The organism is Robertmurraya korlensis NBRC 107688 (assembly GCF_001591645.1).
In the GTDB taxonomy this organism is placed as follows: domain Bacteria; phylum Bacillota; class Bacilli; order Bacillales; family Cytobacillaceae; genus Robertmurraya_A.
Genome location: NZ_BCVH01000010.1, coordinates 1 through 24,514, shown reverse-complemented (window position 1 = coordinate 24,514; position 24,514 = coordinate 1). Strand labels below are relative to the sequence as shown.

The window sequence follows — 24,514 nt, the reverse complement described above, 5'->3', positions numbered from 1 at the left end:
GCCACACACGTCAAAAAAATACTTTACGACACGATACCCTCTTCTTCCATGCTAAAAGTGTCATATCCCTCTAACCCAAACAAAAAAAATACCCCGACCTACGCCGGGGGCATGCATACTCTATTTTAAAGCTTCACTCGCTGTAGTCGTAATGCATTTATCACAACAGATACAGAACTGAAGGCCATGGCTGCACCCGCAAGCCATGGAGCTAAGAAGCCAAGTGCGGCAATGGGAATGCCAAGTGTATTGTAGGCAAATGCCCAGAACAGATTTTGCTTAATATTTGTAATGGTCTTTTTGCTCATAAAGATAGCATCTGCAATGCTGTTTAAGTCGCCACGAATGAGGGTGATGTCGGCAGCTTCCATTGCCACATCGGTACCCGTTCCAATGGCCATCCCGATATCAGCAATGGCCAAAGCTGGTGCATCGTTGATTCCATCGCCCACCATTGCCACTTTCTTTCCAGCTGCCTGCAGCTTTTGGACTTCCTCGGCCTTTCCTTCTGGAAGAACCTCGGCAATAACACGATCGACTCCCGCTTCTTTCGCAATCGCTTGGGCAGTTTGCTCGTTGTCGCCAGTAATCATGATGACCTCAAGTCCCATATCCTTTAATCGCGTAATCGCAGACCGTGAGGTTTCTTTAATTGTATCAGCCACTGCAACAATACCAGCAAATACGCCATCAACTGCTACTAGCATCGCTGTTTTCCCTTCTTTTTCAAAAGAGGCCATGTTTTCCTGAACCGTTTCAACGATAGTGACTTCGTATGTTTTCATCAAACGACGAGTACCTACTAACACGTCTTTCCCATCAATGACTGCCTTAATTCCGAAGCCAGGAATCGCTTCAAACTGAGACGCATGAACGAGTACCCTTCCTTTTTCCTTAATTCCTTCCACAATTGCTTGAGCAAGTGGGTGCTCTGATTGCTTCTCAGCAGAACCGACCAAAGTTAGGAATTCGTCTTCATTCATGGAAGTGACCACATCCGTTAGTACTGGTTTTCCATTTGTAATTGTTCCTGTTTTATCAAGAATGACCGTCTGAATACGGTGCGTCGTTTCTAAATGCTCTCCACCTTTAAAAAGGATACCGTATTCTGCGGCACGGCCAGATCCTGCCATGATGGATGTTGGTGTGGCGAGACCTAGCGCGCAAGGACAAGCGATGACTAAAACAGCAATTAATTTTTCTAATGCTTCTGGGAAGTCACCTGGAGCGACCCAAAAAAACCAAACGAGGAAAGTCACAATAGCAATTCCGACTACGATTGGGACAAAAATGCCTGAAATGGAATCAGCTAAGCGCTGAATAGGTGCTTTCGATCCCTGTGCTTCCTCTACCACCTTAATAATTTGCGCAAGAGCTGTGTCCTTCCCAACCTTCGTTGCTTGCACCTTTAAAAATCCATTTCTATTGATCGTTGCTCCAATGACTGAATCCCCAACCGTTTTATCAACTGGGACACTTTCACCTGTTAGCATGGACTCATCAAGCGCGGACTGCCCTTCCAAAATCACGCCATCTACAGGGATCTTTTCACCAGGCTTAACAAGTAGCACGTCCCCAGCAATCACCTGTTCCAATGGAATTTCCATTTCGACTCCCTCGCGAACGACTAGAGCAGTTTTTGCCTGAAGTCCCATGAGCTTTTTAATGGCTTCAGAAGATCGCCCCTTAGCTTTCACTTCGAACAATTTTCCTAATATGATTAACGTGATTAAAACGGCACTCGTTTCAAAATACAATCCGACTCCATGTGCGCTGTGACCAATCGTGCCAATGGCAATATACACACTGTAAAAATATGCAGCAGAGGTACCGAGAGCCACAAGCACATCCATGTTGGCACTTTTGTTTCGGAGCGCTTTATAGGCACCTACATAAAACTGTTTACCAATGTAAAATTGGACAGGTGTCGCTAACGCCATTTGCACCCATGGATTCATGAACACTTCGGGAACATATAAAAAGGATGTAAACGTAAAGTGCCCTACCATTGCCCATAAAAGTGGAAGAGATAAAATCATAGAGAAGATAAACTTTCTTTGCTGTTTCTCGATTTCCTTTAAACGATGATCAACTGTTTCTTTCTCATTTTCATCAGATTTAACGGTTGCTCCGTACCCAAGCTTTTCAATCTTCTGAATCATATCCGTAACAGATACATCGGCTGGATTATATTCAACAGATGCCTTTTCAAGGGCAAGGTTCACGTTAGCACCGACGACACCGTCAAGTTTGTTTAATCCTTTTTCGATACGGGTGGAACAAGCTGCACAGGTCATGCCAGTCACGTTTAGCTCTACTTTTTCAGTGATAACGTCATATCCAAGGGCTCGAATTTTCTCTTGAATATTAGCTGGTCCTGTTACGGCGGCATCAAACTTTACTGTTGCTTTTTCTAAAGCTAAATTTACATTAGCATCCGTGACTCCATCCATTTTTTTCAGTCCTTTTTCAATGCGAGTAGAACACGCAGCACAAGTCATACCGGTAATTTGAAATTGGCTTTCTAGTACCTTTTCACTCATATGAAAAACTCCTTATACCTATATAGGGTATATTTTTTTAAAAAGAGGACGTGCTATTTCTAGCACGTGATCTTTTTTATTTCACATCATATCCTTGGTCATCAATCGTTTCCTTGATTGTATCTAATGAAACTTTGTCAGCATCAAACTCGACAGCAACTGATTTGGTTTCTAGGTCAACCTTTACAATTGAAACTCCAGCTAATTCCCCTACACTGCCTTCTACTGCTTTTACGCAGTGTCCGCATGACATTCCTTCTACCTGTAGTGTTACTTTTTCCATTGTTAACAACTCCTTATTTTTTCATCAGTTTTTGAATCGTTACTAGCACCTCATCTAATACTTCTATATCGCCCTCTTGCAGTCGATCTACGACACAGCCCTTTAAATGACCTTCTAGCAAGATTTTTGCGACACTGTTTAACGCAGATTGTGTAGCTGAAATTTGAGTAATGACATCGTCGCAATACGTATCCTTTTCAATTAACCCCTTGATTCCACGAATTTGCCCTTCAATACGGTTTAGCCGTGTGACAAGATTGCTTTTCACTTTATCTGAATGGTGACTTTTTCGATCACTAGTGTGACAGCTTTCCTCTTCATGTAGCAAAGAATCATCTTGATTCATATGACTCCCCCCTTCGATATTTTTATAATAGCATACCCCTGTATGGTATGTAAATTAATTTATAAAGAAATATTGGATTTTTTTTAGAACTTTTCTCTATAAAAAAGGCTCCCCAAAAGGAAGCCTTATGATTCATCTTTTACCCGAAGCAACCGTAGACTGTTCAACGTCACAATAAGCGTGGCTCCCATGTCTGCGAAGATGGCGATCCATAGTGTGAGCCATCCTGGAACGACTAATAATAGAGCCAATAGCTTGATACCGAGTGAGAAAGTGATATTTTGTTTAATAATACGTAACGCTTTTCTGCTTAATTTTACGGTAAATGGAAGCTTTCTCAAATCATCAGCCATAAGTGCGATATCTGCTGTTTCAAGGGCTGTATCCGTTCCCGCTCCTCCCATGGCAATCCCAACGGTAGACGCTGCTAATGCAGGAGCATCATTCACTCCATCACCGACCATAGCGACTCGATGATAAGCAGATCGTAACTCCTTGATAAAGGAAAGCTTATCTTGTGGAAGAAGGTTCGCTTTTACTTCGTTTACTCCAGCTTTATTACCAACTGCCTTTGCCGTACCTTCATTATCACCCGTGAGCATAATGGTCTTTTGTAGCCCGAGCGAATGCAGCTGTTGTATCACTTCTTTTGTTTCTTCGCGAATTTCATCAGCCACTGCCACTATGGCTAGGAATTGTTCAGATGAACAAACAGCCATAACGGTTTTTCCTTGTTCCTCAAGGGCAGTGATTTTTTCATGGTAGACAGCTAATAAGCCACCCTCAATCTGTTCATTAATAAAGCTTGGGCTTCCCACATAATACTTTGTACCTGCAATTATCCCAAAGATTCCTTTACCAGTTACAGACGTAAAATCCTCAAGTTCTAAATGGGCGTAGTTTAACTCCCACTGATCTGCCTTTTTTAAGATGGCTGAGGCAAGCGGATGCTGGGAGGCCTTCTCAAGTGCTGTAATGATGGCAAATGTCTCGTTTGCATGGATGCCTGGGGCCGTTTCATAATCGGTAACTACTGGGACGCCCTTTGTTAATGTTCCGGTTTTATCAAATGCAATGGCCTTTAGGGCTCCCATTTCCTCTAAATGAATGCCACCTTTGATTAAAACTCCCTTTTTCGCTGCATTTCCAATAGCAGTTACAATCGCAACAGGTGTGGAGATGACGAGGGCACACGGACAACCAACCACTAGCACGGCCAACCCTTGGTAGATCCACTCATTCCATTGTGCACCAAACAATAGCGGCGGGACAATGGCTACTCCAAGAGCAAAGAGCATAATAAGTGGTGTGTAATACTTTGCAAAGCGGTCAACAAATGCCTGTGATGGCGCTCTCTCTGCTTGCGCTTCTTCAACCAAATGAATGATTTTCGCAATCGTCGTATCCTCCACATGCTTTGTCACCTTTACTTCAAGAAAACCTTCTTCATTAAGAGTGCCGGCATACACTTCATCGTTTATCCCTTTTGCGACAGGCACGGATTCACCGGTAATGGCTGCCTGATTGATGGCTGACAACCCTTTTACGATGATGCCATCCATCGCTAGCTTTTGCCCTGGCTTTACTAGTAACACATCATTGATTTGGATGTCTTCTACGTCAACAACCATCTCTTGCTGTCCACGTCGAATCATTGCTTCTTTTGGGGTGATGTCCATAAGTGAGCGGATCGATTGGCGAGCTTTATCCATCGAATACGATTCAAGTACTTCACTAATGGCAAACAAGATAACAACGGTTGCCCCTTCACCCCATTCACCAATAATAGCAGCTCCAATAACAGCAATCGTCATGAGTGTTTTCATATCAAACTGAAGGCGAAGCAAATTTTTTAACCCTGTCTGGAACAGGTGATAGCCTCCTATGATAATGGACGACGCATAAGCTATAATCGATGCAATCGAATCCTCTCCACGAATCTCACCAATGATCCATCCTACAAGTAATAGGACAAAGGCAGCGAGAACTGTTGCATATTTTTGTAAAAACGGCTCCTTAACCTCTTGGATACGAGCGTTTTTCGGTTGAACCTTTATCCCGTCAAATGCACCAGCTTTTTCTAGTTCTTCTATTGTTGCCTCACCAAACACAGTTAGTTTGGCGGCACCAAAGTTTATATTCGCATCAAAAACACCATCCAGGTGCTTTACGTTCGTTTCGAACTTTTTGGCACAGCTTGCTCAGGAAAGCCCTTGAACGCGATACACTTGCTTAACATTCGTCATACCAGTTGAATTATCCACGTAATGCCACCTCCTTTTGATGGGTAAAGGCGATGTCAACGAGTTGTTTTACATGTTCATCATCTAAGGAATAATAGACAAGCTTTCCTTCTTTTCGATATGTTGCTAGACCTAGGTTTCTAAGGAGACGGAGATGATGAGAGGCAGTTGCAACCGTGCAGCCAACAATGTTCGCCACATCGCATACACAGAGCTCCTCTTCCACACTTAGGGAGTAAGCAATTTTTAGTCTGGTGTCATCCGATAATGCTTTAAAAAGCTTCGAGACTTCCTTCGTATTTTGCATACTAAGCTCATCTTTTACTTTGGTAACCTTCTCCTCATCAAAACAGCTGACCTCACACACATCTTCTTTTGTCATCGCACTTCCCCATTTCATTCAAACATTCTTTTGAGTATTATAACATATGATATAAAATGAGAGTTGTGACAAAATAAAGAATGAATGAAAAAAAGGACAAACTTGTTGTCCTCAAACTTCTTACTCCGTTGTAGGCTTTTTTCGAAAAAAAATCTCTGGCTCGAAGCGGTGAAGTGGATGTGTTCGATTTTGTGCAGGCTCATGGGATATTCTAGGGGCCACCTCTGGTCTTCGGGGGTTATGTGCTGCCTTGGTTAAAGACTCTGTTAATGGACCCCACTTTCTTAACATCATTACAAAAATGAAAATCACGAATCCGGAAATCGCAAACACCACCGAAGGCGTTGCATTATTTACACCACCTACATCTAACAGCCTGCCACCTATTGTTTTTCCACCCGCCTCTCCTAATCCATACACCACATTTGATAATGCAAAAAATAAACTAATGAGCTCAGGCTTTGAGAGTTGAGAAATGGTACTATCTACGGTTGGTAAAATCATCATCTCACCAATAACAAAGATTGCTCCACTTATCATAAAGAAGAAGAAACCATTCGAGAAAAACAAGGATGAAATTCCAGCTGTTATAAACAATACCCCTACCGCTAACGCCGAAATCGGATTCATTTTAGTGATGAATCGTTTCGTAATAATTCCTTGAAGAGCAATAACGATAAAACTGTTGATGGTCCAAATTAACGATATATTTTTTGGATTATCTAAAACTACTGTTGCTCTTAGTGGTAAAGCTAAAGAGAATTGTGCATACAGTGCCCAGATAAGGATCGTTACTAGACTGAAAGTGATAAACGGCCGATGCTTTACTGCTTCCCCATATGCTCCTATGGGTAATGAGGGACAGGGGATGTCCCCGCACTTTTTCGGAAGCAATATCCAACTCACTAAGGCCAGGGCTACATAAATGGCGGCTGCGATAAAGAATATATTTCTCGATGCTTCTGCTAGAAGGAAGAAGATAACGAGTCCACTTATTCCTGTACCAACATTTGCCGCAATCCCACGGAGAGAAAATGCGGTCGTTTGGTTTCCACTTGAAGAAGCAAACGCCGCAATCGCTGCCTTAGTGGAAGGAGCATTCAGTCCATTACCAAGTCCCATAATTGCTGCGGAAACTAGAAGGAAAACATATTCCGTAAATATTCCAAAGTTTAGTACCCCACCTGCCGTTATCAACGCTCCTAATCCAATAATAAAACGTCTCCCTATTCGGTCCGCAAGTACTCCTCCTGTAATACTCCCAAACTGGAAAGCAATCGCTATCGTTGCTAAAATGGCCCCAATTTGTACTAAAGAGAGTCCTGTTTCGGTTGTTAGTATAATAGGAAGCATAGGCATTACTAGATAGGACCCTAGGTGGGCGAGCAATACCCCTAACAATAGAATTTTTAATGGACGGTCTAGCTTCCTGTATTCCCTTAATGCCACTTTGATCATCTCCAGCTGTGAATACGTTCACTTTCTACTTTTCCCCATAAAACTCAATTTATGAAAAAAGCCTGTTCCCCCATCGTCAGGATGGAGCAACAGGCTTACTCGTGCTAGCTGTTTAAGATATCTTCAATTTGTGTTAATTCTTCCGATGTGAATTCCAAGTGATTGAGTGCTGCTACATTGTCTTCAATTTGACTAACCTTACTGGCTCCTATTAAAGCAGATGTTACTCTTTCTCCACGAAGTACCCAAGCAAGAGACATTTGAGCAAGGCTTTGTCCTCGTTTTGCCGCAAGCGTATTGAGTTTTTGAACGCGGCTAATCACTTCTTCTGTTACTTGGTTTGTTCCTAATGCTCCTGTTGACTTCACAGCTCTTGAATCACTTGGGAGTCCAGTAAGGTACTTATTAGTTAGCAATCCTTGTGCAAGGGGGCAAAAAGCGATTGAGCCGACCCCGTTTTCTTGTAAGACATCCTGCAAACCATCTTCAACCCAACGGTTTAGCATGGAATAGCTAGGTTGGTGAATAACCAATGGTGTACCGAGTCGATTTAGTATGCTAATCGCTTCAGCAGTTTGCTCTGCACTATAATTCGAGATCCCTACGTATAACGCCTTTCCTTGTCGGACGATTAAATCCAACGCACCCATCGTCTCTTCAAGCGGTGTATTCGGGTCAGGTCTATGCGAATAAAAAATATCGACATAATCAAGCCCCATCCGCTTCAGACTTTGATCAAGACTTGCCATTAAATATTTTTTCGACCCCCAGTTTCCGTAAGGTCCAGGCCACATATAATAGCCTGCCTTTGAAGAAATAATCATTTCATCCCGATAAGGGGCAAAATCAGTCCTTAACATCTGTCCAAACATTTCTTCAGCGGAACCTGCCGGTGGTCCATAGTTATTTGCTAAATCAAAATGCGTAATTCCTAAGTCAAACGCTCTTCTAAGCATGGCACGGCCATTTTCAAACGTATCTACTCCACCAAAATTATGCCATAACCCTAGAGAGATGGCTGGAAGTAATAATCCTGATTGGCCACTTCGATTATATTTCATTGATTCATAGCGATTGTCCTTTGCTTGATAGACCATGTTTTATTCCTCTTTTCTCTTTAATTTAGTTGTTGCTATATACACACTTTTTAGGAAATAAACTATTTGTTTCAACAGCCAATCAGTATATTATCATCCTTAGAAAAGAGCTAATCTCCAAATAGACCAATAAACCCAGCGTTATGCGGGGAAAAATCCGGCTTTTAGGATTTTTCCAAAACAACAAACTTTACGAAAACAGCCTTAATTTATAAACCTGGTGCATTCGATTGAGCTGAAGTTTGCAGTCTTTGCTCTTTTCCATAAAGAACCATAAATACACATGCCAAGCCGGCAGAAAGAGTATAGACCGTAATCATATGGTCATAATTGATGAACTCAGAAATAAGTCCGAACAACAAATACCCTACCGTAGATCCAATCTGTGTCGCGTTCATGTAAAGAGTGGTTGCCGTACCCGGTGCTTCTGGCATAAAATCCTGAAAATAAGAAATAGCAATGCCAGACGTAATGGAAACCTGTGCGGCACTTAAGATTTGCAGGGGATAGATTTGCCAAGGCTCGGTAACAAAATTAAATAAAAGAAAATACGTAAGAGCAGTGATAAATCCAATCTTCACAAGCACTGAAACATCCATTCTTGTGGCTAGTAAACCTAGCCCAATCATCATCGGAACCTCAAAAATCGGTGGCACACTAAAAATCAAACCAACATCCATTTCCGTTCCATGAAGTACCTTCGTAACAAATTGAGGCACATTTAACATATGAATAGAAGTAGCTGTCGATAGTAATAGTGCCGCAGCTAGATTGGCAAAAATATGCGGTTTGATGATTGATTTTTTTACTGACAATGCCTCTTGACTCACAACCTTCTGTTTTGACACTTCCTGTAATAAAAACACAACAGTTAGAAAAGCAAGCAAGTACCCTGCAGCTACGAATAAAAACAACCCTTTGAAGTCAACCAATATTAAGAGCCAGGCCCCTAGAGCAGGGCCCACCGTCCAAGCTAAGGCAAAAAACATTCGAAAGATATTCATGATAAAAGGCGTATCCTCTGCTGGAATAGCAGCCTCTTTTAAAGCATCTCTTGCATATGCCCATAATTGAGGAACAGCAGCCGCTGATGCCCCCAATAGAAAGAATGCGGTTACAGACAAAGCAAAATAATTTCGTAAGTATGCAAATAATATATACCCAATCACCCCAGCGATGGTAGTAAGGATAAGCAAGTATCTTCTACTAAGCTTTGTATCTGATAACTTTGCCAACGAACTGCTAATGGTTACCCCACCTAACGCCAGCACTGTCATAAAGACACCGAATGCTGCGTTACTCATTCCGACTTCATCAATACCGAAAAGAGATGAGTAGGGGATAAAGAAGGAAGTGGCAAAACCAAGGATGGTGTTAATTAAAAAAAGAACAGGTAAGGATGGAATTCTCCAAATAAATAGTACCTTTTCCTTTGTTACGGTAATCATATTCTTTTTCATATCATCAATCCTTCTGTTGGACTATGAAGCTATAACTTTTTATACAACTACATGTTTCGGTGTTTGATTATTTAAAGCTAATAATAAATTATCTGTTGCTAGATGGGCCATTTGAAGTCTTGTTTTTATGCTCGCACTCCCTATATGAGGAAGAGTCACTACATTAGGCAGTGTTAATAACGAATGGTTCAGGAAAACGGGCTCCTCCTCAAATACATCCAATCCTGCTGCCCAAATCTGACCCGACTGTAATGCATCATACAAGGCATCCTCATTTACAATTCCACCGCGTGCGGTATTGATTAAAATGGCATTGCTTTTCATTAAAGCCAATTCTTTTGCTCCAATCAAATGTTTCGTTTCCGGAGTATAAGGAGTCATGATACAGACAAAATCAGATTCTTTTAATAACTGATCCATTTCAACATACGTCATAGAAAATTTCTTTTCCAGATCCAGCTTCCGAGACCGATTATGATAGAGAATTTTCATGTCAAAGCCTTGGGCTCTTTTTAGCAAAGCCGCTCCAATTCTCCCCATACCGATGATTCCTAATGTTGCCCCATACACATCTTGACCAGTCAATTGCATAGGAGACCATGTTTTCCAGTCCCCATTTCTCAAATAAGTCGATGACTCTATTAATCTACGAGCTGTTGCCATTAATAACGCAAATGTTAAATCGGCGGTTGTTTCTGTTAATACTCCTGGTGTATTGGTTACAGTGATTCCTTTTAACTTTGCTACTTCAATATCTATATTGTTAAAACCTACTGCCATATTACTGACTACCTTTAATCTTTTTGCCTTTTCCAATAAAGATTGATCGATGGTGTCGGTTAACAAACAAAATAACCCTTCCACTTCCTGAATTTCTTTCTCTAACACATTTCTTGGTACAGCAATATCTTCTTCCTTCCATATTCGAATCACGCAATGCTCTTCTATCCTTTGAATGATCTCATTAGGAATTTTCCTAGTGATATATACCGTCGGCTTCAAGTGCAGCCTCTCTCCTTTCAGATTCTAATTGAATGCCAGCACCTTAGGGTTATCTCCCTTTACTCCGTTTTCTAATATCTGCATAAGAAAAAGTACTTCTTCATCACTCACTAATTTCGGCTGTCCATTAATAATGTGGTTGTAAAGGGAATCATATACTTTTCCATAATCTCCAACAGGGGATGGAATTTTTTGTTTAACTTCCTGACCTTGTTCATCTGTGTAGGTTACTACTCCATAATGCTCTTCACGATCTTCTCCAAATCCGACACTTCCTGGCATCATTCCTGCTTTGAGAAACTCTTCCTGTCGATCGATTCCGTATTTAATAAAGCTTCCCTTTGTCCCATGAACAATGAATCTTGGGTATGGAACTTTCACTAGGTGATTCGTTTTCACGATTACCTTGAAGGTTGGGTAAAATAATTCCACATGGTAATAGTCATCAGGATTTTTCGAATTTCGGATCGAACGGATATCGTAATACAATTTATCAGACTTACCAAATAACGAGACGATCTGATCTAATGTATGAACTCCTAACCCGTAAAACGCCCCATCGTAAAATTCACCTGGTATCGAAGGAGCTTCCGTTCGGTAATAATCCATATGTGATTCAACTTCCACTACTTCTCCAAGGTATCCTTTTTCGAGCACCTCTTTTAACGCTAGGAAATCGCTATCGAAACGGCGGTTTTGATAGGGCATAATGACGAGATTTCTTTCCTTTGCTATTGTTAAGAGTTCCTTCGCCTCTTCAGTCGTCGTAACGAACGGTTTTTCAACAAGCACATGTTTATTATGCTCCAGGCATCTCTTTGCTAGCTCATAATGACTGTTGTGTGCTGTACATATACTTATTAGCTGGATCTCAGCATCGTTTAATAGCTCATTAAGTTCGTATGTAAATTCAATTCCATGTGTTTTATATGTGTTCTCGAGTTCTTCTTTTTTTGTGCGGGAGTAAATTTTTTTCACCTTTACATGATCTCTTACTAATAGATAGGGCAGGTGATATCTTATAACGCTTTTTCCAAAACCAATAAATCCCATTGTAAATTTCATCCTAATCACTCTCCTTATCTATATTAAAGCATAAGAAAACTCGCTTCACCATTAGGGGAAGCGAGTTGTAATAATTAATCTTTTATACCTTTTCAGGTGTACCCAATTTCGGTTGTTTCGGTGAACGTTTCACCCAAGCCATCGTTGTCATTAATGTAAATACTAATAATACTAACCCTAATACAAACGGGTAAATGATATTCACATCGTAAAGCAGTCCAGCGAGTGTTGGCCCAAGTATATTACCAATACTCATATATGCGTTATTCATTCCCATCGCAAAGCCTTGCTCATGACCAGCAAGCTTTGAAATTAGGGTGTTTAACACCGGGCGTAGAATCGACGTTGCTAAGAAGATAAGTAACGTAATACCAAAGAACAACACATAGCTTGAAGCAAAAATCGATAACAGAAATCCTACCGTGGCAACTGCTAAGAAAATAGTTAGTACCTTCTCCTCACCAAGGGTAACTACCAATCGATCAACAACAAATAATTGAACAATCGTACTGATGATCCCTGTCGCTGTGATCATCAAAGCGATTTCCTGAGGGGTTGCACCGAACTCATTATCAACAAACAAGCCTAGTACTGATTCATAAGCCATTAATCCAAAACTCATTACAAGGGTGATCACTAGTGGAATAAAATAAGGCATTTTCACCGATCGAACTAGCTTTTTGACCATGGATTCATCATCATAATGAATTCCTTCCGCTTGTTCCTGCTGGCTTTCTTTTAGGACAATAATGGAAAATATAACAGCTACAAGCGATACAATCGCCGATATCAAGAAGGGTACTTTTAATCCGTAATCTGTTAAAAAGCCTCCGATTCCCGGTCCAATGACAATTCCAAGTGACATAGCTGCTGAAATTAAACTATTTCCTTTAGCACGCTGCTCCATCGTTGTAATGTCTGCAACATAAGCGAATATGGCAGGAACGAGAAGCGCAGCTCCTATTCCACCGATTACCCGTGATGCGTATAACCACCAAATGGTATCAACGGCATAAAAAATAAACATCGATGCGGTTAATCCAATTAATCCGTATATAATCATTTTTCTTCGACCAAATTGATCCGTCCATTTTCCGGCAATTGGTGAGAAAATCAGCTGTGCTCCAGCAAATATCGCGATCATTAAACCAGCTGCGGTTCCGCCCTGACCAATCGATTGCAAATAAGCAGGCAAAATTGGGATAATGATACCGAAGCTCCCAATCGCAATAAACATATTTATCATTAGTACAATTAACTTTTTCCTTTGTTCCGCGCTCACGCAAGCACCTCCAGCCCCTGCGAGAATTTTACATTCTCACCTGAAATACACCTAAGTATACCACCAAATCTTCTTAAAGATGTAAGATAATATCCTAATTTACTAAAAATTAACCAAGGAAAAAGAGGACAAGCCGTAGCTCATCCTCTTTAGGATAAAAACAATCAAACCTACTTCTTCTTACGAATCTTCTCTACTTCATCCGCAACAAATTGCACTTGTGTACCAACAATTACTTGAATGCTATTTTGCCCAACAATATTGATACCTGGAATGCCTGTTGATTTGATTTTTGCTTGGTCAACAGCTCCCATATCCTTTACCTCTATACGAAGACGAGTAACACAATTGTCTACAGAAGTAACATTAGTATCTCCACCTAAGCCCTCATAAATGACAGCAGCCATTTGTGCGAACTTGTCACCACTAGCTGTCATAGTTGCTCCAGCCTCTTCTGCTTCATCTTCACGACCAGGTGTCATTAAATTAAACTTTGTAATTAAGAAACGGAATAAGAAATAATAAATTGCTGCAAATACTAAACCTTGCACAAGAAGCATATATGGTTGGTTTGCTAGTGGTAATCTTGAACTTAATACAAAGTCAACGAAACCAGCACTAAAGCCAAATCCAGCAGTCCAGTGGAAAAGGGATGCCACAGCTAAAGAAATTCCTGTTAACACCGCGTGAACCACATATAACATTGGTGCAACGAACATAAATGCGAACTCTAACGGTTCTGTTACCCCAGTAAAGAATGAAGCAAATCCTGCCGCAAGCATTAAGGAAGCCACTTGCTTTTTACGAGCGGTTTTAGCTGTATGATACATCGCAAGTGCCGCTGCCGGTAAACCAAACATCATGACAGGGAAGAAACCAGCTTGGTACATACCTGTTGTTCCTTTTGTTCCATTTCCAGACCAGAAGTTACCGATATCGTTAATGCCAGCCACATCAAACCAGAATACAGAGTTGAGTGCGTGGTGTAACCCTGTTGGAATTAATAAGCGGTTAAAGAATCCATACAATCCTGCTCCGATAAAATCAAGCTTACTGAACGCTGTACCGAATGAAACCAACCCAGTGAAAATAACTGGCCATGCAAAGAAAAGAACTAATGATACCACTAACATAGACACAGCAGTCATTATAGGTACGAGACGTTTCCCACTAAAAAAGGCAAGGGCATCTGGCAGTTTTACATGACTAAAGCGATTATATGCAAACGCTGCCACTAACCCTGATAAAATACCAATAAATTGATTTCCGATTTTTCCAAACGCAGCATTTACCTCTGCTGGATCAATCCCTTGAAGCATGGCCACAGCATTCGTTGAAAGCAATGTCGTAACAACCAAATATGCCACGAGGCCACTTAGGGCTGCAGATCCATCTTTATCCTTGGACATTCCAAGAGCAACCCCAACCGCAAAAAGAATGGCCATATTATCGATGATGGATCCTCCTGCTTTAATCAGGAACGCCGCAACTGGACTTCCTGCTCCCCAGCCAGACGGATCTATCCAATATCCAATCCCCATCAGAATGGCTGCTGCCGGTAAAACGGCCACAGGAAGCATAAGTGAACGACCAATTTTTTGTAAATACTTCATCACCATTTTGTTTTCCTCCTCTTTCTCCTCAAAAAAGTTATTTATAGATATTTGTAACTAACATTGGGATTCTTTCTTTGTATCGATCAATTAAACGTTGATTATGCGAACCAGCATCGTTGGCATTATTGCTTAAAAACACAGGAGGTTCTTTTCCCTCTTCAAGCATCAGCTGAATGGTTTCAGCCATAATTGCATTCACGATCGTCATACCGATAATGGAAGAACCAGAGCTAAACCCACTTGCACTATTTGGATGGTGCAAAAGGGTGTCGCCAACCTCTATGTGATTATCGATGGTCAAATCAACCATTTCAAACAAGTACTTTCCACTTTCATGCCTAGAAGCTTGTGTAGCTGCATAACGAGGGGAAGTAATTGCAATGATATACGCGCCCCTCTCCCTCGCAATTTCTGCTACTTCAATCGGAACGGGATTTCTTCCAGAAGTTGAAGCCACGATTACGATATCACCTGCTAGAATCTTGCTAGAAGATAGCTTCCCTTTTGCTAGACCACTCTTTTTTTCTAGATTGGATGATTCAACGGCTCCTTTATGCAGCATCAAATCCTCTATGAGAATGGGGCTAATCGGAGCGAGTCCACCTGCACGGTAAAAGAGTTCTTCCGCTAGCATATGGGAGTGTCCAGAGCCAAACACATGAACGATTCCATCGTTTTGTATACAACGAGCAATCTCATGAGCCGCTATACTCATTTTGTCCTGTTCTTCATTTTCAACCTCATCGAGTAACTCTCTCAGCTTTTGAAAATACTCTTTGATCATGTTCTCCCACCTCCCCTTCTACCTCTTCATGTCGATCATAAACTTGTAGCGATCTGCCCGATAAGAGGACTTCACGACTTCAATAGGGGTTTCATCTTCAAGATATGTGTTTCTCTGGATTAGCATAATCGGAGCTCCCTCTTGAATACGTAAAAACTCTGATTCAATTTGATTCGCCACCGATGATTCGATAATTTGTCTTGCATGATCGATTTTATAGCCTAACGTACCCTCGATATACTCATACAACGAACGATTCACAATCTCTTGTGTTAGCCCCTTTACCTTGTCTGTGGATATATAAGTAGTTTCAAGTGCCATTGGCACCTGATCAGCCAGACGGATTCGTTTGATTTCGTACACAGGACTACTTTCCTCAATTGAAAGATATTTAGCAATACGGACCGGTGCTGGAATGACTTCGAAGTTTATAAGCTGGCTTCCCGGCTCCAATCCCCTTGCCCTCATATCCTCGGTAAAGCTGGTTAGTCCTTGTAATCCTTGCTCCACTTTTCTTTCTGCTACAAAGGTACCCTTTCCTTGCAAACGGTATAAATAACCGTCGTTCACTAGCTTTGTGAACGCTTGTCGAACCGTCATACGACTAATTTGGTAGGTTTCCGCATACTCGCGTTCCGGTGGAAGGGCATCTCCAGGCTTCAGATCCCCTTTTTCAATTTGATCCTTTATCAGCTCCTCCAGCTGATAATAGATGGGAATAGGCGAGTTTTTATTAATCATACATAACTTCCTTTATATTTAAATTTCCAATGGCAGCTGCATCCGCAATAATAGTGACAGAAGGATGTTGCTTTAAGATGGATGCCGGAAACTGCTCGGTTAGATCTCCGGTTAATAGTTTGGCTAACGAATCATGCTTATGCTCACCTGACACTAGTAAAAGAATTTCCTTGCTCTTCATAATCGAAGCAATCCCCATTGTAATCGCCTTTTTTGGAACATCCTCCATCCTCTCAAAATAGATGGAATTTGCTTCTCTTGTTGATTCAGTTAACTCAACCACATGCGTATACGATTCAAAAGAAGCGCCCGGTTCATTGAAGCCAATATGACCGTTTGACCCAATTCCCAATAACTGAAGATCAATTTCTCCTTTAGCTCGAATTTGCTCCTCATAATTTTTACACTCTTGATCAAGGTCTGTCGCTATTCCATTTGGTACAAAGGTATTATCCTGATCAATATCAATATGATCAAAAAAGTTATCATTCATATAGTAACGATAGCTATTTGGACTCTGTCCTGTTAACCCAATATATTCGTCCAGGTTAAAGCTAACAACTTGTTTGTAAGATGTTTTTCCATGCTTATAATCCTCAATCAGCTTTTTATACGTCCCTAGTGGTGTTCCCCCAGTTGCTAATCCTAGCGTAATGTTTGGATTAGCACGGACCTTATCACTGATATAACTTGCTGCCAGTTCACACATATGCTCATAGTTTTTTACTTCAATTAGTTTCATAATCTATTCCTTTCTCTGAAATGCAATCGATCCACGACAAATCGTCAATTCCACTTCCAGGTCTCGATCTAAAATAACAAAGTCAGCATCCTTTCCAACAGTTATGCTTCCTTTTCGATCGTATACGTTTAATTGCTTTGCAGGATTAATAGACGCCATATGCACAACATCCTCAAGTGTACAATTCGTGTATGTGATCATATTTTTCACAGCACGTTTCGTCTCTAATATACTGCCTGCTAGTGTTCCATCTGAAAGCGTCGCCATTTCATCGTTCACATACACATCTTGGCCACCAAGCTCATACACTCCATTTTTCAGGCATTTTGCTCTCATGGAGTCTGTGATTAAGATTAGACCATCCTTTTTCTTTTGCTGAAAGGCGAACTTGACCATTTCTGGATGAACGTGAATACCATCCACAATCAACTCGGCCTTTAGCTCCTCTAGCAAAAAGGCTGCCCCAGCCACACCAGGCTCCCGATGATGCAACCCTCTCATCTGATTAAACAGATGTGTAACCTGAGTCGATCCTGCTTCAACTGCTTGCTTAACTTCTTCATAGGTTGCATCCGAATGACCAATAGAGGCAATAATATGATGGTTACTCAAATATTGGATAAGCTCTATTCCACCAGGAAGTTCCGAAGCAAGTGTTACGAGTTTAATCGTATCTTGTGAAAGGGCTTGCCAATTTTTAAACAACTCGGTATTTGGATGCTCCATATGTTCCACCGGCTGTGCTCCGGCTTTGCTTGGATTGACAAACGGCCCTTCCAGATGGATACCTAAAATCTCTGCCTGGTCCGTTGCTTGGTTGTTTTTGATATATTCACCAGCCACTTCTAAGGCTTTCTCAATTTTTTCGTGCGATTGTGTCATAGTTGTTGCTAAAAAGCTCGTTGTTCCTTCACGTGGAAGAGAAGTTGACATCGTATATAAGGCATCCTCAGTAGCATCCATGACATCTGCACCGTTGGCTCCGTGAATATGCACATCAATGAAGCCAGGAAGGAGTATGAAATGTGGAGGAAGCTCAATCACTTCGAATCCACTTTCGTCAGGTACCATTTCGAATGATCCTACTTCTACTATTTTTTGATTGCTTGTTTTAATATAACCGCTTTCAATTATTCCCTGTTCTGAAAACACTCTCATCCCTTTTAGTAAAAGGGGTGAATGAGAAGAATTCATCCTCTCTACCTTCTTTCTATTAAGACCTTATTGCAGGTTTATCATATCACTCTATACATATAGTTGTCTAGACCAATTTTTATACCAAATAAAAACAGCTACTGATTGCTCAGCAGCTCTATTTTTTACACACGATGACTCATTGGGAGTGAGAATAAGTAAATATTGATGATTCCTAGAACGAGCATTAAGCCATAGTATGGGAGCATGGCTTTAAAGGTTGCCTGCTTTCCCATCTTATAAGCCGTATAAGAGGATCCTATAAATCCTATCGTAATGATGATATATTGAAGCATTTGAACCGTTGGTGTCGTCGCTAAACTTAAGTCACCACTTGTTACCTCTTGTCCAATGAAAGCAAGTGAATTATACCAAATTGCTTTGCCCTCTGTGATGATATGAAACAAATTATGTCCAAGATGTCCGGCAAGATCTAGTGGAATAAAAGCATAACCAAAAAGGATAAAGTTTTTCTTTATTGTATTAGGCATCCCGAGTATGGTTGCTAGCTTGGCTGCACCTAATAAAAGCAAAATCGGAAGTGCCATAGAAATGATGAAGGCAATCGTAAAATTAACAACGTAATTAGAGGTACCCGTTACAAAAGAAATTGTTTCGAGAATTTGCCCCCATATTTCGAGCATGGTTATGTTTTGTACAAATACAATTCCCATGATAACTGCTGCAAGTGAGGCATGCTCAAGTTTTGGATTTTTGAGACTCCAAAGCTCTTTTGTCGGAACACGTAGGTTTAGTTTGATTGATTCATTCGGGCAATTTTTCACACAGTTTCCGCAAATATTGCATTCAGCACTCGAATCCATTGTACGAACAAATTGAAACATCGGGCACCCTTCTGCTTTTTCACTCCCCTTAAAGCAGCTTTGTGTTTTACACGTTCTACAAATATCTGCTGTTCCTCTTAGCTGTAACGCTCCCGATCGAGAGTAATTTCCAGCTAGTCCTCCTAAAAAACAAAGCGTTTTACAGAATGTTCTTCTCTCATAAAATACAGATGTTGCCACCACCATTGTGACAAGTAAAAGCAGCAAGTACCCTGATCCACGAGGTGACTCCACAATTCCCCATACATGATCACTATATGTAATCGCAATGAAGAATAAGTCGATTAGCCAGATCCCATACTTTCGTAAGAATTTCGGCATGGGCCTCTCACTGCCTACCATCTTACGGATGATATCACTTAGCTTTCCAAATGGACAGATGGCACACCAAAATCGCCCCAGTGCTATAAATAAGATAGGAATAATCGGCCACCATAGCACCCACGTCATTGTTGTTCCAAAATTACGATGTGGATTCACCGTTCCTGCCACTAACTCAAACACGATAATAGAGAAGACTAGTAACACTGTCCATTGAAAAATGCCTGGATACCATTTGCTTTTGATAAACTTCTTAATAATTGGAATGGATAATAAATCGAAAGAAGATTTTTTATTTGTTACCGCCATGATAGTTTCCTCCCTTTCTGACTCTGTTCCAAATACCTATCAGAAGGAAACCGGCATTTACTGATGCAATGCTCGACAGTACGATGTAGTTAGGACCAGTCTCTTCCCCAGTGAATGCACCGTGTCCGCCACCTTGGTCATGGGAGCCGGAATCATCATGACTTTCTTCTTTGATTGTGGATTCGGAATGTTCTTGGTTACTATGATTATGATTGGTAGATGCTTCTGTTTCATGGGAGTCATGTTCCCTTGAATCCTCACTATCATGAGTACTATCTTCGATCTCATGAGAATCATGGGAGTCCGTTACTTGCTCTTCGGTGTCTGAATGTTCATGTTCATTAGTTGAAAAGTCCTTTAGGTAGGTTTCTGCCTCTTGTTCCTCCCCTTCATGTGCAAGTACTGCCGTATTATAGGAAAAAAACAAGAACCATCCTGCTGCGATAAGAGCAAATTTCCAATGCTTCATACGAAATGTTACCTCCGAATGTAATTTAATGATTGCTTAGATAAAATGTAAACGGAGGATATGCAGAATTTATGTAGAATGTTTGGAGAAATTAAGAACAATAGAAGTAGCTTTTCACTTTTGTTGCAAGTTTAATAGAGTTTGTTGCAACTTATGGTTGATTTCTTGCAACTTTTTCAATCTGACATACATTTAGACAAATTCCTGCAATTATTACGCATGATAAAAGGAGCTCACACCTTTTGTGAGCCCCTTTTATCAAGCATTATATTTTTTCATAGATGAGAGTTGAATAGCGCGTGCAAATTTGAATGAGTGGACCAATCATCAACATAATGATTACAGTTCCTAGACCAATCGGCCCCCCAACGCTCCATGCAAAAGCTAAGCCAATCACCTCTAAAATGGTTCGAGAGACATTTAAAGTAATCTTGAATCTCTCACTGATGATAAGCATGGTACCGTCGTATGGCATGGTTGGGAATTTAGAGGTTAAATAAATACCGATTCCAATTCCAGTAAGAACGATCCCAACTAGGAATGCCCCCCATTGCATCGACAATGCAGCATCCACGAGTTGAACATTCTTCAAAGTAACACCCATTTGAAAATCGATAATGACACCCCACAATAGGACGGTAATCACCGATTCAAATTGAATGCGTTTCTTCGATAAGATTGAATTAAACACTAAATAAAAAGCTTGGATAAGCATAACCCAGATCCCAACCGTGAGGCCGAGTTTATCAGTGATCCCCACAAAAAACGCATCCCATGGCCCTGCTCCTACACCGGACTTAATGATTAAACCTACTCCTAAACACGCGATAACTAACCCAATAAAAAAGAAAGATGTTTTCTTTAACATCAATGCTTCCTCCACATCCAATTCTCATCCGATTTATCCGGTGCAGAACTAGGTAAAAATTATTTTTTTCCATAGGAAAAGCTCTGGGAACGATATGCCCCCAGAGCCATTTCATATCGTGCTTTTATGCTTCAACTTTCGTGAAGAATTGTGGTAAATGCTCTTTATGAGCCTCTAACATTTCATCAACGATTTCCTTAGCAAGCTTATCAGATTGCACAAGCGGGTTAATCGTTAAAGCAAGTACCGCTTTCTTGTAGTCTCCTGTTACTGCTGCTTCTGCTGCCACTCTTTCAAAAGACTTGATTTGTTGTACAAGTCCTCTTACTGCTACTGGAAGATCTCCAACCGCAATCGGCTTAGGACCTTCTTTTGTAATAATACAGTTCACTTCTACAGCTGAGTCATCTTCAATGCTAGCGATGGCACCATTGTTGCGAGTGTTAACCGGTTGAATATCACGCTTGTCATTGTAGATAGAGTTAATAAGGTTACATGCTGCGTCACTGTAGTAAGCTCCCCCACGCTTTTCTAACTGTGGAGGCTTAATATCTAGGTTTGGATCTTTGTAAAGCTCGAATAAATCCTTTTCTAAACGTTGAACGACTTCAGCACGTGTTCCTTCTGTTTCTGCTTTTTCAAGTTCTTCTTGAAGCATTTCATTTGTTTTGTAGTAGTAACGGTGGTATCCACATGGAATAACCCCTACACCTTTGATGAAGTCAGGCTCCCATGATAGACCTGAGATATTTTTCATTGTCATTGCATTTTCAGGGTTAGCCATTTCTTCGATTACTTGGTCCATTACACTTTTACCATCAAGGTATACATTTAGTCCATACACCATGTGGTTCAAACCTGCAAAGTCCACATGAACGCGCTCAGGCTCAACCTTCAACGCTTTAGCAATTCCCATTCTCATTCCAATTGGAACATTACATAATCCGACTACTTTTTTAATATTGCTGTAACGTAAAACTGCTTCCGTTACCATTCCAGCTGGATTTGTGAAGTTGATTAACCATGCATTCGGGCATAGCTCTTCAATATCCTTACAAATACCAAGGATTACCGGAATTGTACGAAGACCTTTGAAAAGTCCACCAGGACCGTTTGTTTCTTGGCCAATTACGTTATGTTCTAATGGAATTCTTTCATCCTTCGCACGAGCATCCAGTAGACCTACACGGAATTGAGTCGTAACGAAATCTGCATCCTTAAGTGCTTCTCTTCTATCTAATGTTAGGTGAATCTCAATTGGAAGGCCAGCTTTAGCAACCATACGCTTAGCAAGATTTCCAACGATTTCTAACTTTTCCTTACCAGCTTCTATATCAACTAACCAAAGTTCCCTTACAGGTAGCTCATCGTATCTTTTAATAAATCCTTCAATTAATTCTGGAGTGTAACTTGAACCTCCGCCAATAGTGACGATTTTAATGCCTTTACTCATTGTTCATCCTCCTAAAAAGTACTGATTTACTAACACCTATTCTATAGGGGATTTGCACAAATGAATATAGTTTTGGAAGCGTTTGATTTGTTTCTCACAAAAAGGCATTTGTTTCTTAAAAATAACACTGTGTTTCTTTCATAGTGTATAATGAATCATGAAAACAGCGTTAACATGTAAGGGAGAGAAGGCTTTGTTTACGAATGAGGTTATAGCAACATTCAATGAACTAGAGATGCTACTTTACAACTATATAACACAAAATAAAGGGAAAGTTGTCTACATGAGAATACGTGATCTTGCAGATGAAACCCACGTTTCCACCTCAACGATCATGCGATTTTGCAGGAAGTTAAATTGTGAGGGATTTTCCGAGTTTAAAGTAAAACTAAAGCTTTTAATTGATGAAAAGAATGAGCCGACCATTAAAAGCAGCCAACATGTTTTAGCAGAGTTTTTTGAACGAACACAGAATGAGAAATTCGCTTCTAAATTGGAGGAAGCTGCAGAGGTCATTTCAAAAGCAGATAGTGTTATTTTTATTGGAATTGGTAGTTCAGGGATTCTCGCCGAATACGGAGCGAGATATTTCTCAAGCTTAGGGAAGTTCTCTATGTATATTAAAGATCCATTTATGCCTATTCACGCAAATTTGAATAATAGTATCACCATTGCCCTTTCTGTTTCAGGAGAAGGGAATTACACCATTTCTCATATTCACCAGTTAAAAGGAAAAGGAAGTAAAATTATAAGTATTACCAACAATCGTCAATCCACGATTGCTAAATTAGCTGATGTAAACATCTCCTATTATGTAGCTGAAGAATTTGTGGATCATTCAAACATTACTACACAGATTCCGGTGATATATATATTAGAAGAAACTGCCCGATTGGTTTATGAGTTAGGGAGGAAGAATAAGGACGAAGAAATCCCTCCTTTGTAAAAAGGTGGGTTATTCGCTTCTCATTATCCTTAGATGCCAAGGTAAAAAGGCTAGAAACACAAATATAAATACAGGTATAGAGTACCAAGTTTTCCAACCCATACTCACCATGTAACCTGATTTTACTGCACCTAATACAAGTAGAAATGAAAGGACAATCCATAACCATTTGTAGAGAGTAGATTTATTATGGGTTAAAAAATTAAGAAAGATTAAGCCAATGGCTAAAGGAACAAATGAAATGAAAATGTAGTCGATAAAATAAGTATGAGGAGAAGGACCGATTCTAAATGCCTTAAAAACATCCCCCACTAATGCATTTCCAAGCCAGGCACCAAAACCTAGTACTCCTGCACTTAAATACAGCTCTCTTAAGGTCAGCTTTTTAGGCATAAATAACAGGATCAAGAGAAATATCGCTACAATTGTATAGGCATACCACATTTACGCTCACGGCCCTTCCGGAATTTCTTTCATTTATGTATACCTTTAAAATATCCTTGTCTCTGTTTGGTTATACAACTGTGAAAGAAGCGAATATTCTATCCTACTTATAGGAAAATAAAAAGAGGAAGAAGAAAAGAGGTGCATCATGAAAGAAAAAACAGAACCACAATTTAAAAGTGGTGAGTTGGTTAACGAGGAGCGAAAAGGTTATTACGGAATGGACCCAGAAACCAGTCTTCAATCTGTTAATTTTGCTACAACAGAAAATCCATACTTAAATGAACATTACCAAGAAGATTCTAAGGAAAATGAGTAAGAGCCGGAACATTAACTTATTAGCAAACTACTAAGTAGGAGTTACCTCACACATGAAATACATGAAATCGCAAATGAAACAGCTAATTAAAGACAATAAAGAATTGCAAAATCGATTAAAAGAATTAATGAAAGATCACGAGCTTGAAAAAGAATTTGCCCTAAAGGCTTTGTACCATGCGGAAGTTGCTGAAGGGGGAAAATATCAGTTAGCATACCAAGCACTAGACTTACCTAAAAAGTAGATTTTTTTCCATCACAAAAGAGAGTAGTCAAACGACTACTCTCTTTTGTGATGTGCCT

General features: G+C 40.4%; 24 protein-coding genes. 3 read left to right on the top strand and 21 right to left on the bottom strand.

All coding sequences use genetic code 11. From position 1 onward, the window contains the following. Nucleotides 1-125 precede the first annotated feature (125 nt). The 20 genes from BKO01S_RS14125 to BKO01S_RS14030 form a co-directional block, all read right to left on the bottom strand. Nucleotides 126-2,543: a heavy metal translocating P-type ATPase gene (locus tag BKO01S_RS14125; RefSeq protein WP_066055105.1), complete on the bottom strand. Its 2,418-nt coding sequence runs from the start codon at nt 2,541-2,543 to the stop codon at nt 126-128. A gap of 76 nt (nt 2,544-2,619) precedes the next feature. After that, complete coding sequence (gene copZ, locus BKO01S_RS14120; protein ID WP_066055102.1) at nt 2,620-2,826, bottom strand: copper chaperone CopZ; 207 nt, start codon at nt 2,824-2,826, stop codon at nt 2,620-2,622. Between the two features lie 13 nt (nt 2,827-2,839). Further along, nucleotides 2,840-3,172: a metal-sensitive transcriptional regulator gene (locus tag BKO01S_RS14115; protein WP_066055098.1), complete on the bottom strand. Its 333-nt coding sequence runs from the start codon at nt 3,170-3,172 to the stop codon at nt 2,840-2,842. Nucleotides 3,173-3,297: 125 nt separating this feature from the next. Next, on the bottom strand, nt 3,298-5,418 hold the full coding sequence (locus BKO01S_RS14110) for a heavy metal translocating P-type ATPase (protein WP_084362094.1): 2,121 nt from the start codon (nt 5,416-5,418) through the stop codon (nt 3,298-3,300). 10 nt (nt 5,419-5,428) lie between these two features. Further along, nucleotides 5,429-5,797 carry an ArsR/SmtB family transcription factor gene (locus BKO01S_RS14105; RefSeq protein WP_066055094.1) on the bottom strand — a complete coding sequence of 123 codons (369 nt, stop codon included), beginning with the start codon at nt 5,795-5,797 and terminating at the stop codon, nt 5,429-5,431. Nucleotides 5,798-5,917: 120 nt separating this feature from the next. Continuing rightward, nucleotides 5,918-7,246, bottom strand: a complete 1,329-nt coding sequence (locus BKO01S_RS14100; RefSeq protein WP_066055091.1) for an MFS transporter — start codon at nt 7,244-7,246, stop codon at nt 5,918-5,920. Between the two features lie 113 nt (nt 7,247-7,359). Continuing rightward, on the bottom strand, nt 7,360-8,352 hold the full coding sequence (mgrA, locus tag BKO01S_RS14095) for an L-glyceraldehyde 3-phosphate reductase (protein ID WP_066055088.1): 993 nt from the start codon (nt 8,350-8,352) through the stop codon (nt 7,360-7,362). A 209-nt stretch (nt 8,353-8,561) separates the two neighbouring features. Next, a complete protein-coding gene (locus BKO01S_RS14090) occupies nt 8,562-9,812 on the bottom strand; it encodes a sugar efflux transporter (protein WP_066055085.1) in 1,251 nt (416 codons plus the stop codon). A gap of 39 nt (nt 9,813-9,851) precedes the next feature. Beyond that, nucleotides 9,852-10,814: a 2-hydroxyacid dehydrogenase gene (locus BKO01S_RS14085; RefSeq protein ID WP_066055081.1), complete on the bottom strand. Its 963-nt coding sequence runs from the start codon at nt 10,812-10,814 to the stop codon at nt 9,852-9,854. Between the two features lie 24 nt (nt 10,815-10,838). Then, nucleotides 10,839-11,879 carry an oxidoreductase gene (locus BKO01S_RS14080; RefSeq protein ID WP_066055078.1) on the bottom strand — a complete coding sequence of 347 codons (1,041 nt, stop codon included), beginning with the start codon at nt 11,877-11,879 and terminating at the stop codon, nt 10,839-10,841. Nucleotides 11,880-11,961: 82 nt separating this feature from the next. Next, complete coding sequence (locus BKO01S_RS14075) at nt 11,962-13,161, bottom strand: MFS transporter (RefSeq protein ID WP_066055075.1); 1,200 nt, start codon at nt 13,159-13,161, stop codon at nt 11,962-11,964. A gap of 170 nt (nt 13,162-13,331) precedes the next feature. Next, complete coding sequence (nagE, locus tag BKO01S_RS14070) at nt 13,332-14,777, bottom strand: N-acetylglucosamine-specific PTS transporter subunit IIBC (RefSeq protein ID WP_066055548.1); 1,446 nt, start codon at nt 14,775-14,777, stop codon at nt 13,332-13,334. 34 nt (nt 14,778-14,811) lie between these two features. Beyond that, nucleotides 14,812-15,561: an SIS domain-containing protein gene (locus BKO01S_RS14065; RefSeq protein WP_066055071.1), complete on the bottom strand. Its 750-nt coding sequence runs from the start codon at nt 15,559-15,561 to the stop codon at nt 14,812-14,814. Between the two features lie 18 nt (nt 15,562-15,579). Continuing rightward, the gene (locus BKO01S_RS14060) at nt 15,580-16,302 is read right to left on the bottom strand and encodes a GntR family transcriptional regulator (protein WP_066055069.1); all 723 of its coding nucleotides are present in this window, start codon (nt 16,300-16,302) and stop codon (nt 15,580-15,582) included. Continuing rightward, a complete protein-coding gene (gene nagB / locus BKO01S_RS14055) occupies nt 16,295-17,044 on the bottom strand; it encodes a glucosamine-6-phosphate deaminase (RefSeq protein ID WP_066055066.1) in 750 nt (249 codons plus the stop codon). Before nagB ends, BKO01S_RS14060 begins: the two co-directional genes overlap by 8 nt. A gap of 3 nt (nt 17,045-17,047) precedes the next feature. Continuing rightward, entirely contained in the window at nt 17,048-18,238 is a 1,191-nt protein-coding gene (nagA, locus tag BKO01S_RS14050) for an N-acetylglucosamine-6-phosphate deacetylase (protein ID WP_066055064.1), read from the bottom strand. A gap of 125 nt (nt 18,239-18,363) precedes the next feature. Then, the gene (locus BKO01S_RS14045) at nt 18,364-19,713 is read right to left on the bottom strand and encodes a 4Fe-4S binding protein (protein WP_066055061.1); all 1,350 of its coding nucleotides are present in this window, start codon (nt 19,711-19,713) and stop codon (nt 18,364-18,366) included. Then, nucleotides 19,697-20,182 (bottom strand): hypothetical protein, encoded by a 486-nt coding sequence (locus BKO01S_RS14040; RefSeq protein WP_066055058.1) that lies wholly within the window; start codon nt 20,180-20,182, stop codon nt 19,697-19,699. The genes BKO01S_RS14045 and BKO01S_RS14040 overlap by 17 nt, the downstream gene beginning before the upstream one ends. Before the next feature lie 265 nt (nt 20,183-20,447). Beyond that, on the bottom strand, nt 20,448-21,050 hold the full coding sequence (locus BKO01S_RS14035) for a YczE/YyaS/YitT family protein (RefSeq protein WP_066055055.1): 603 nt from the start codon (nt 21,048-21,050) through the stop codon (nt 20,448-20,450). A gap of 124 nt (nt 21,051-21,174) precedes the next feature. After that, nucleotides 21,175-22,503 (bottom strand): 6-phospho-beta-glucosidase, encoded by a 1,329-nt coding sequence (locus BKO01S_RS14030; RefSeq protein WP_066055052.1) that lies wholly within the window; start codon nt 22,501-22,503, stop codon nt 21,175-21,177. A 193-nt stretch (nt 22,504-22,696) separates the two neighbouring features. Between BKO01S_RS14030 and BKO01S_RS14025 the strand changes: the two genes are divergently transcribed. Continuing rightward, on the top strand, nt 22,697-23,449 hold the full coding sequence (locus BKO01S_RS14025; protein ID WP_066055049.1) for a MurR/RpiR family transcriptional regulator: 753 nt from the start codon (nt 22,697-22,699) through the stop codon (nt 23,447-23,449). Between the two features lie 9 nt (nt 23,450-23,458). On the opposite strand, the gene BKO01S_RS14020 is transcribed toward BKO01S_RS14025, so the two are convergent. Next, nucleotides 23,459-23,893 (bottom strand): hypothetical protein, encoded by a 435-nt coding sequence (locus BKO01S_RS14020; protein ID WP_066055045.1) that lies wholly within the window; start codon nt 23,891-23,893, stop codon nt 23,459-23,461. 148 nt (nt 23,894-24,041) lie between these two features. Here BKO01S_RS14020 and BKO01S_RS24665 point away from each other — a divergent pair, with 148 nt between their 5' ends. Then, nucleotides 24,042-24,212 (top strand): hypothetical protein, encoded by a 171-nt coding sequence (locus BKO01S_RS24665; RefSeq protein ID WP_198158822.1) that lies wholly within the window; start codon nt 24,042-24,044, stop codon nt 24,210-24,212. A 52-nt stretch (nt 24,213-24,264) separates the two neighbouring features. Then, nucleotides 24,265-24,456: a hypothetical protein gene (locus BKO01S_RS14015; RefSeq protein ID WP_066055042.1), complete on the top strand. Its 192-nt coding sequence runs from the start codon at nt 24,265-24,267 to the stop codon at nt 24,454-24,456. The last annotated feature ends 58 nt before the right edge of the window (nt 24,457-24,514 follow it).

Bases quoted from the DNA above. Each gene is read 5' to 3' on its own strand.
- BKO01S_RS14125 (WP_066055105.1), bottom strand. From the start codon at position 2,543: ATGAGTGAAAAGGTACTAGAAAGCCAATTTCAAATTACCGGTATGACT.
- copZ (WP_066055102.1), bottom strand. From the start codon at position 2,826: ATGGAAAAAGTAACACTACAGGTAGAAGGAATGTCATGCGGACACTGC.
- BKO01S_RS14115 (WP_066055098.1), bottom strand. From the start codon at position 3,172: ATGAATCAAGATGATTCTTTGCTACATGAAGAGGAAAGCTGTCACACT.
- BKO01S_RS14105 (WP_066055094.1), bottom strand. From the start codon at position 5,797: ATGACAAAAGAAGATGTGTGTGAGGTCAGCTGTTTTGATGAGGAGAAG.
- mgrA (WP_066055088.1), bottom strand. From the start codon at position 8,352: ATGGTCTATCAAGCAAAGGACAATCGCTATGAATCAATGAAATATAAT.
- BKO01S_RS14090 (WP_066055085.1), bottom strand. From the start codon at position 9,812: ATGAAAAAGAATATGATTACCGTAACAAAGGAAAAGGTACTATTTATT.
- BKO01S_RS14080 (WP_066055078.1), bottom strand. From the start codon at position 11,879: ATGAAATTTACAATGGGATTTATTGGTTTTGGAAAAAGCGTTATAAGA.
- BKO01S_RS14065 (WP_066055071.1), bottom strand. From the start codon at position 15,561: ATGATCAAAGAGTATTTTCAAAAGCTGAGAGAGTTACTCGATGAGGTT.
- BKO01S_RS14060 (WP_066055069.1), bottom strand. From the start codon at position 16,302: ATGATTAATAAAAACTCGCCTATTCCCATCTATTATCAGCTGGAGGAG.
- nagB (WP_066055066.1), bottom strand. From the start codon at position 17,044: ATGAAACTAATTGAAGTAAAAAACTATGAGCATATGTGTGAACTGGCA.
- nagA (WP_066055064.1), bottom strand. From the start codon at position 18,238: ATGAATTCTTCTCATTCACCCCTTTTACTAAAAGGGATGAGAGTGTTT.
- BKO01S_RS14045 (WP_066055061.1), bottom strand. From the start codon at position 19,713: ATGGCGGTAACAAATAAAAAATCTTCTTTCGATTTATTATCCATTCCA.
- BKO01S_RS14040 (WP_066055058.1), bottom strand. From the start codon at position 20,182: ATGAAGCATTGGAAATTTGCTCTTATCGCAGCAGGATGGTTCTTGTTT.
- BKO01S_RS14035 (WP_066055055.1), bottom strand. From the start codon at position 21,050: ATGTTAAAGAAAACATCTTTCTTTTTTATTGGGTTAGTTATCGCGTGT.
- BKO01S_RS14030 (WP_066055052.1), bottom strand. From the start codon at position 22,503: ATGAGTAAAGGCATTAAAATCGTCACTATTGGCGGAGGTTCAAGTTAC.
- BKO01S_RS14020 (WP_066055045.1), bottom strand. From the start codon at position 23,893: ATGTGGTATGCCTATACAATTGTAGCGATATTTCTCTTGATCCTGTTA.
- BKO01S_RS24665 (WP_198158822.1), top strand. From the start codon at position 24,042: ATGAAAGAAAAAACAGAACCACAATTTAAAAGTGGTGAGTTGGTTAAC.
- BKO01S_RS14015 (WP_066055042.1), top strand. From the start codon at position 24,265: ATGAAATACATGAAATCGCAAATGAAACAGCTAATTAAAGACAATAAA.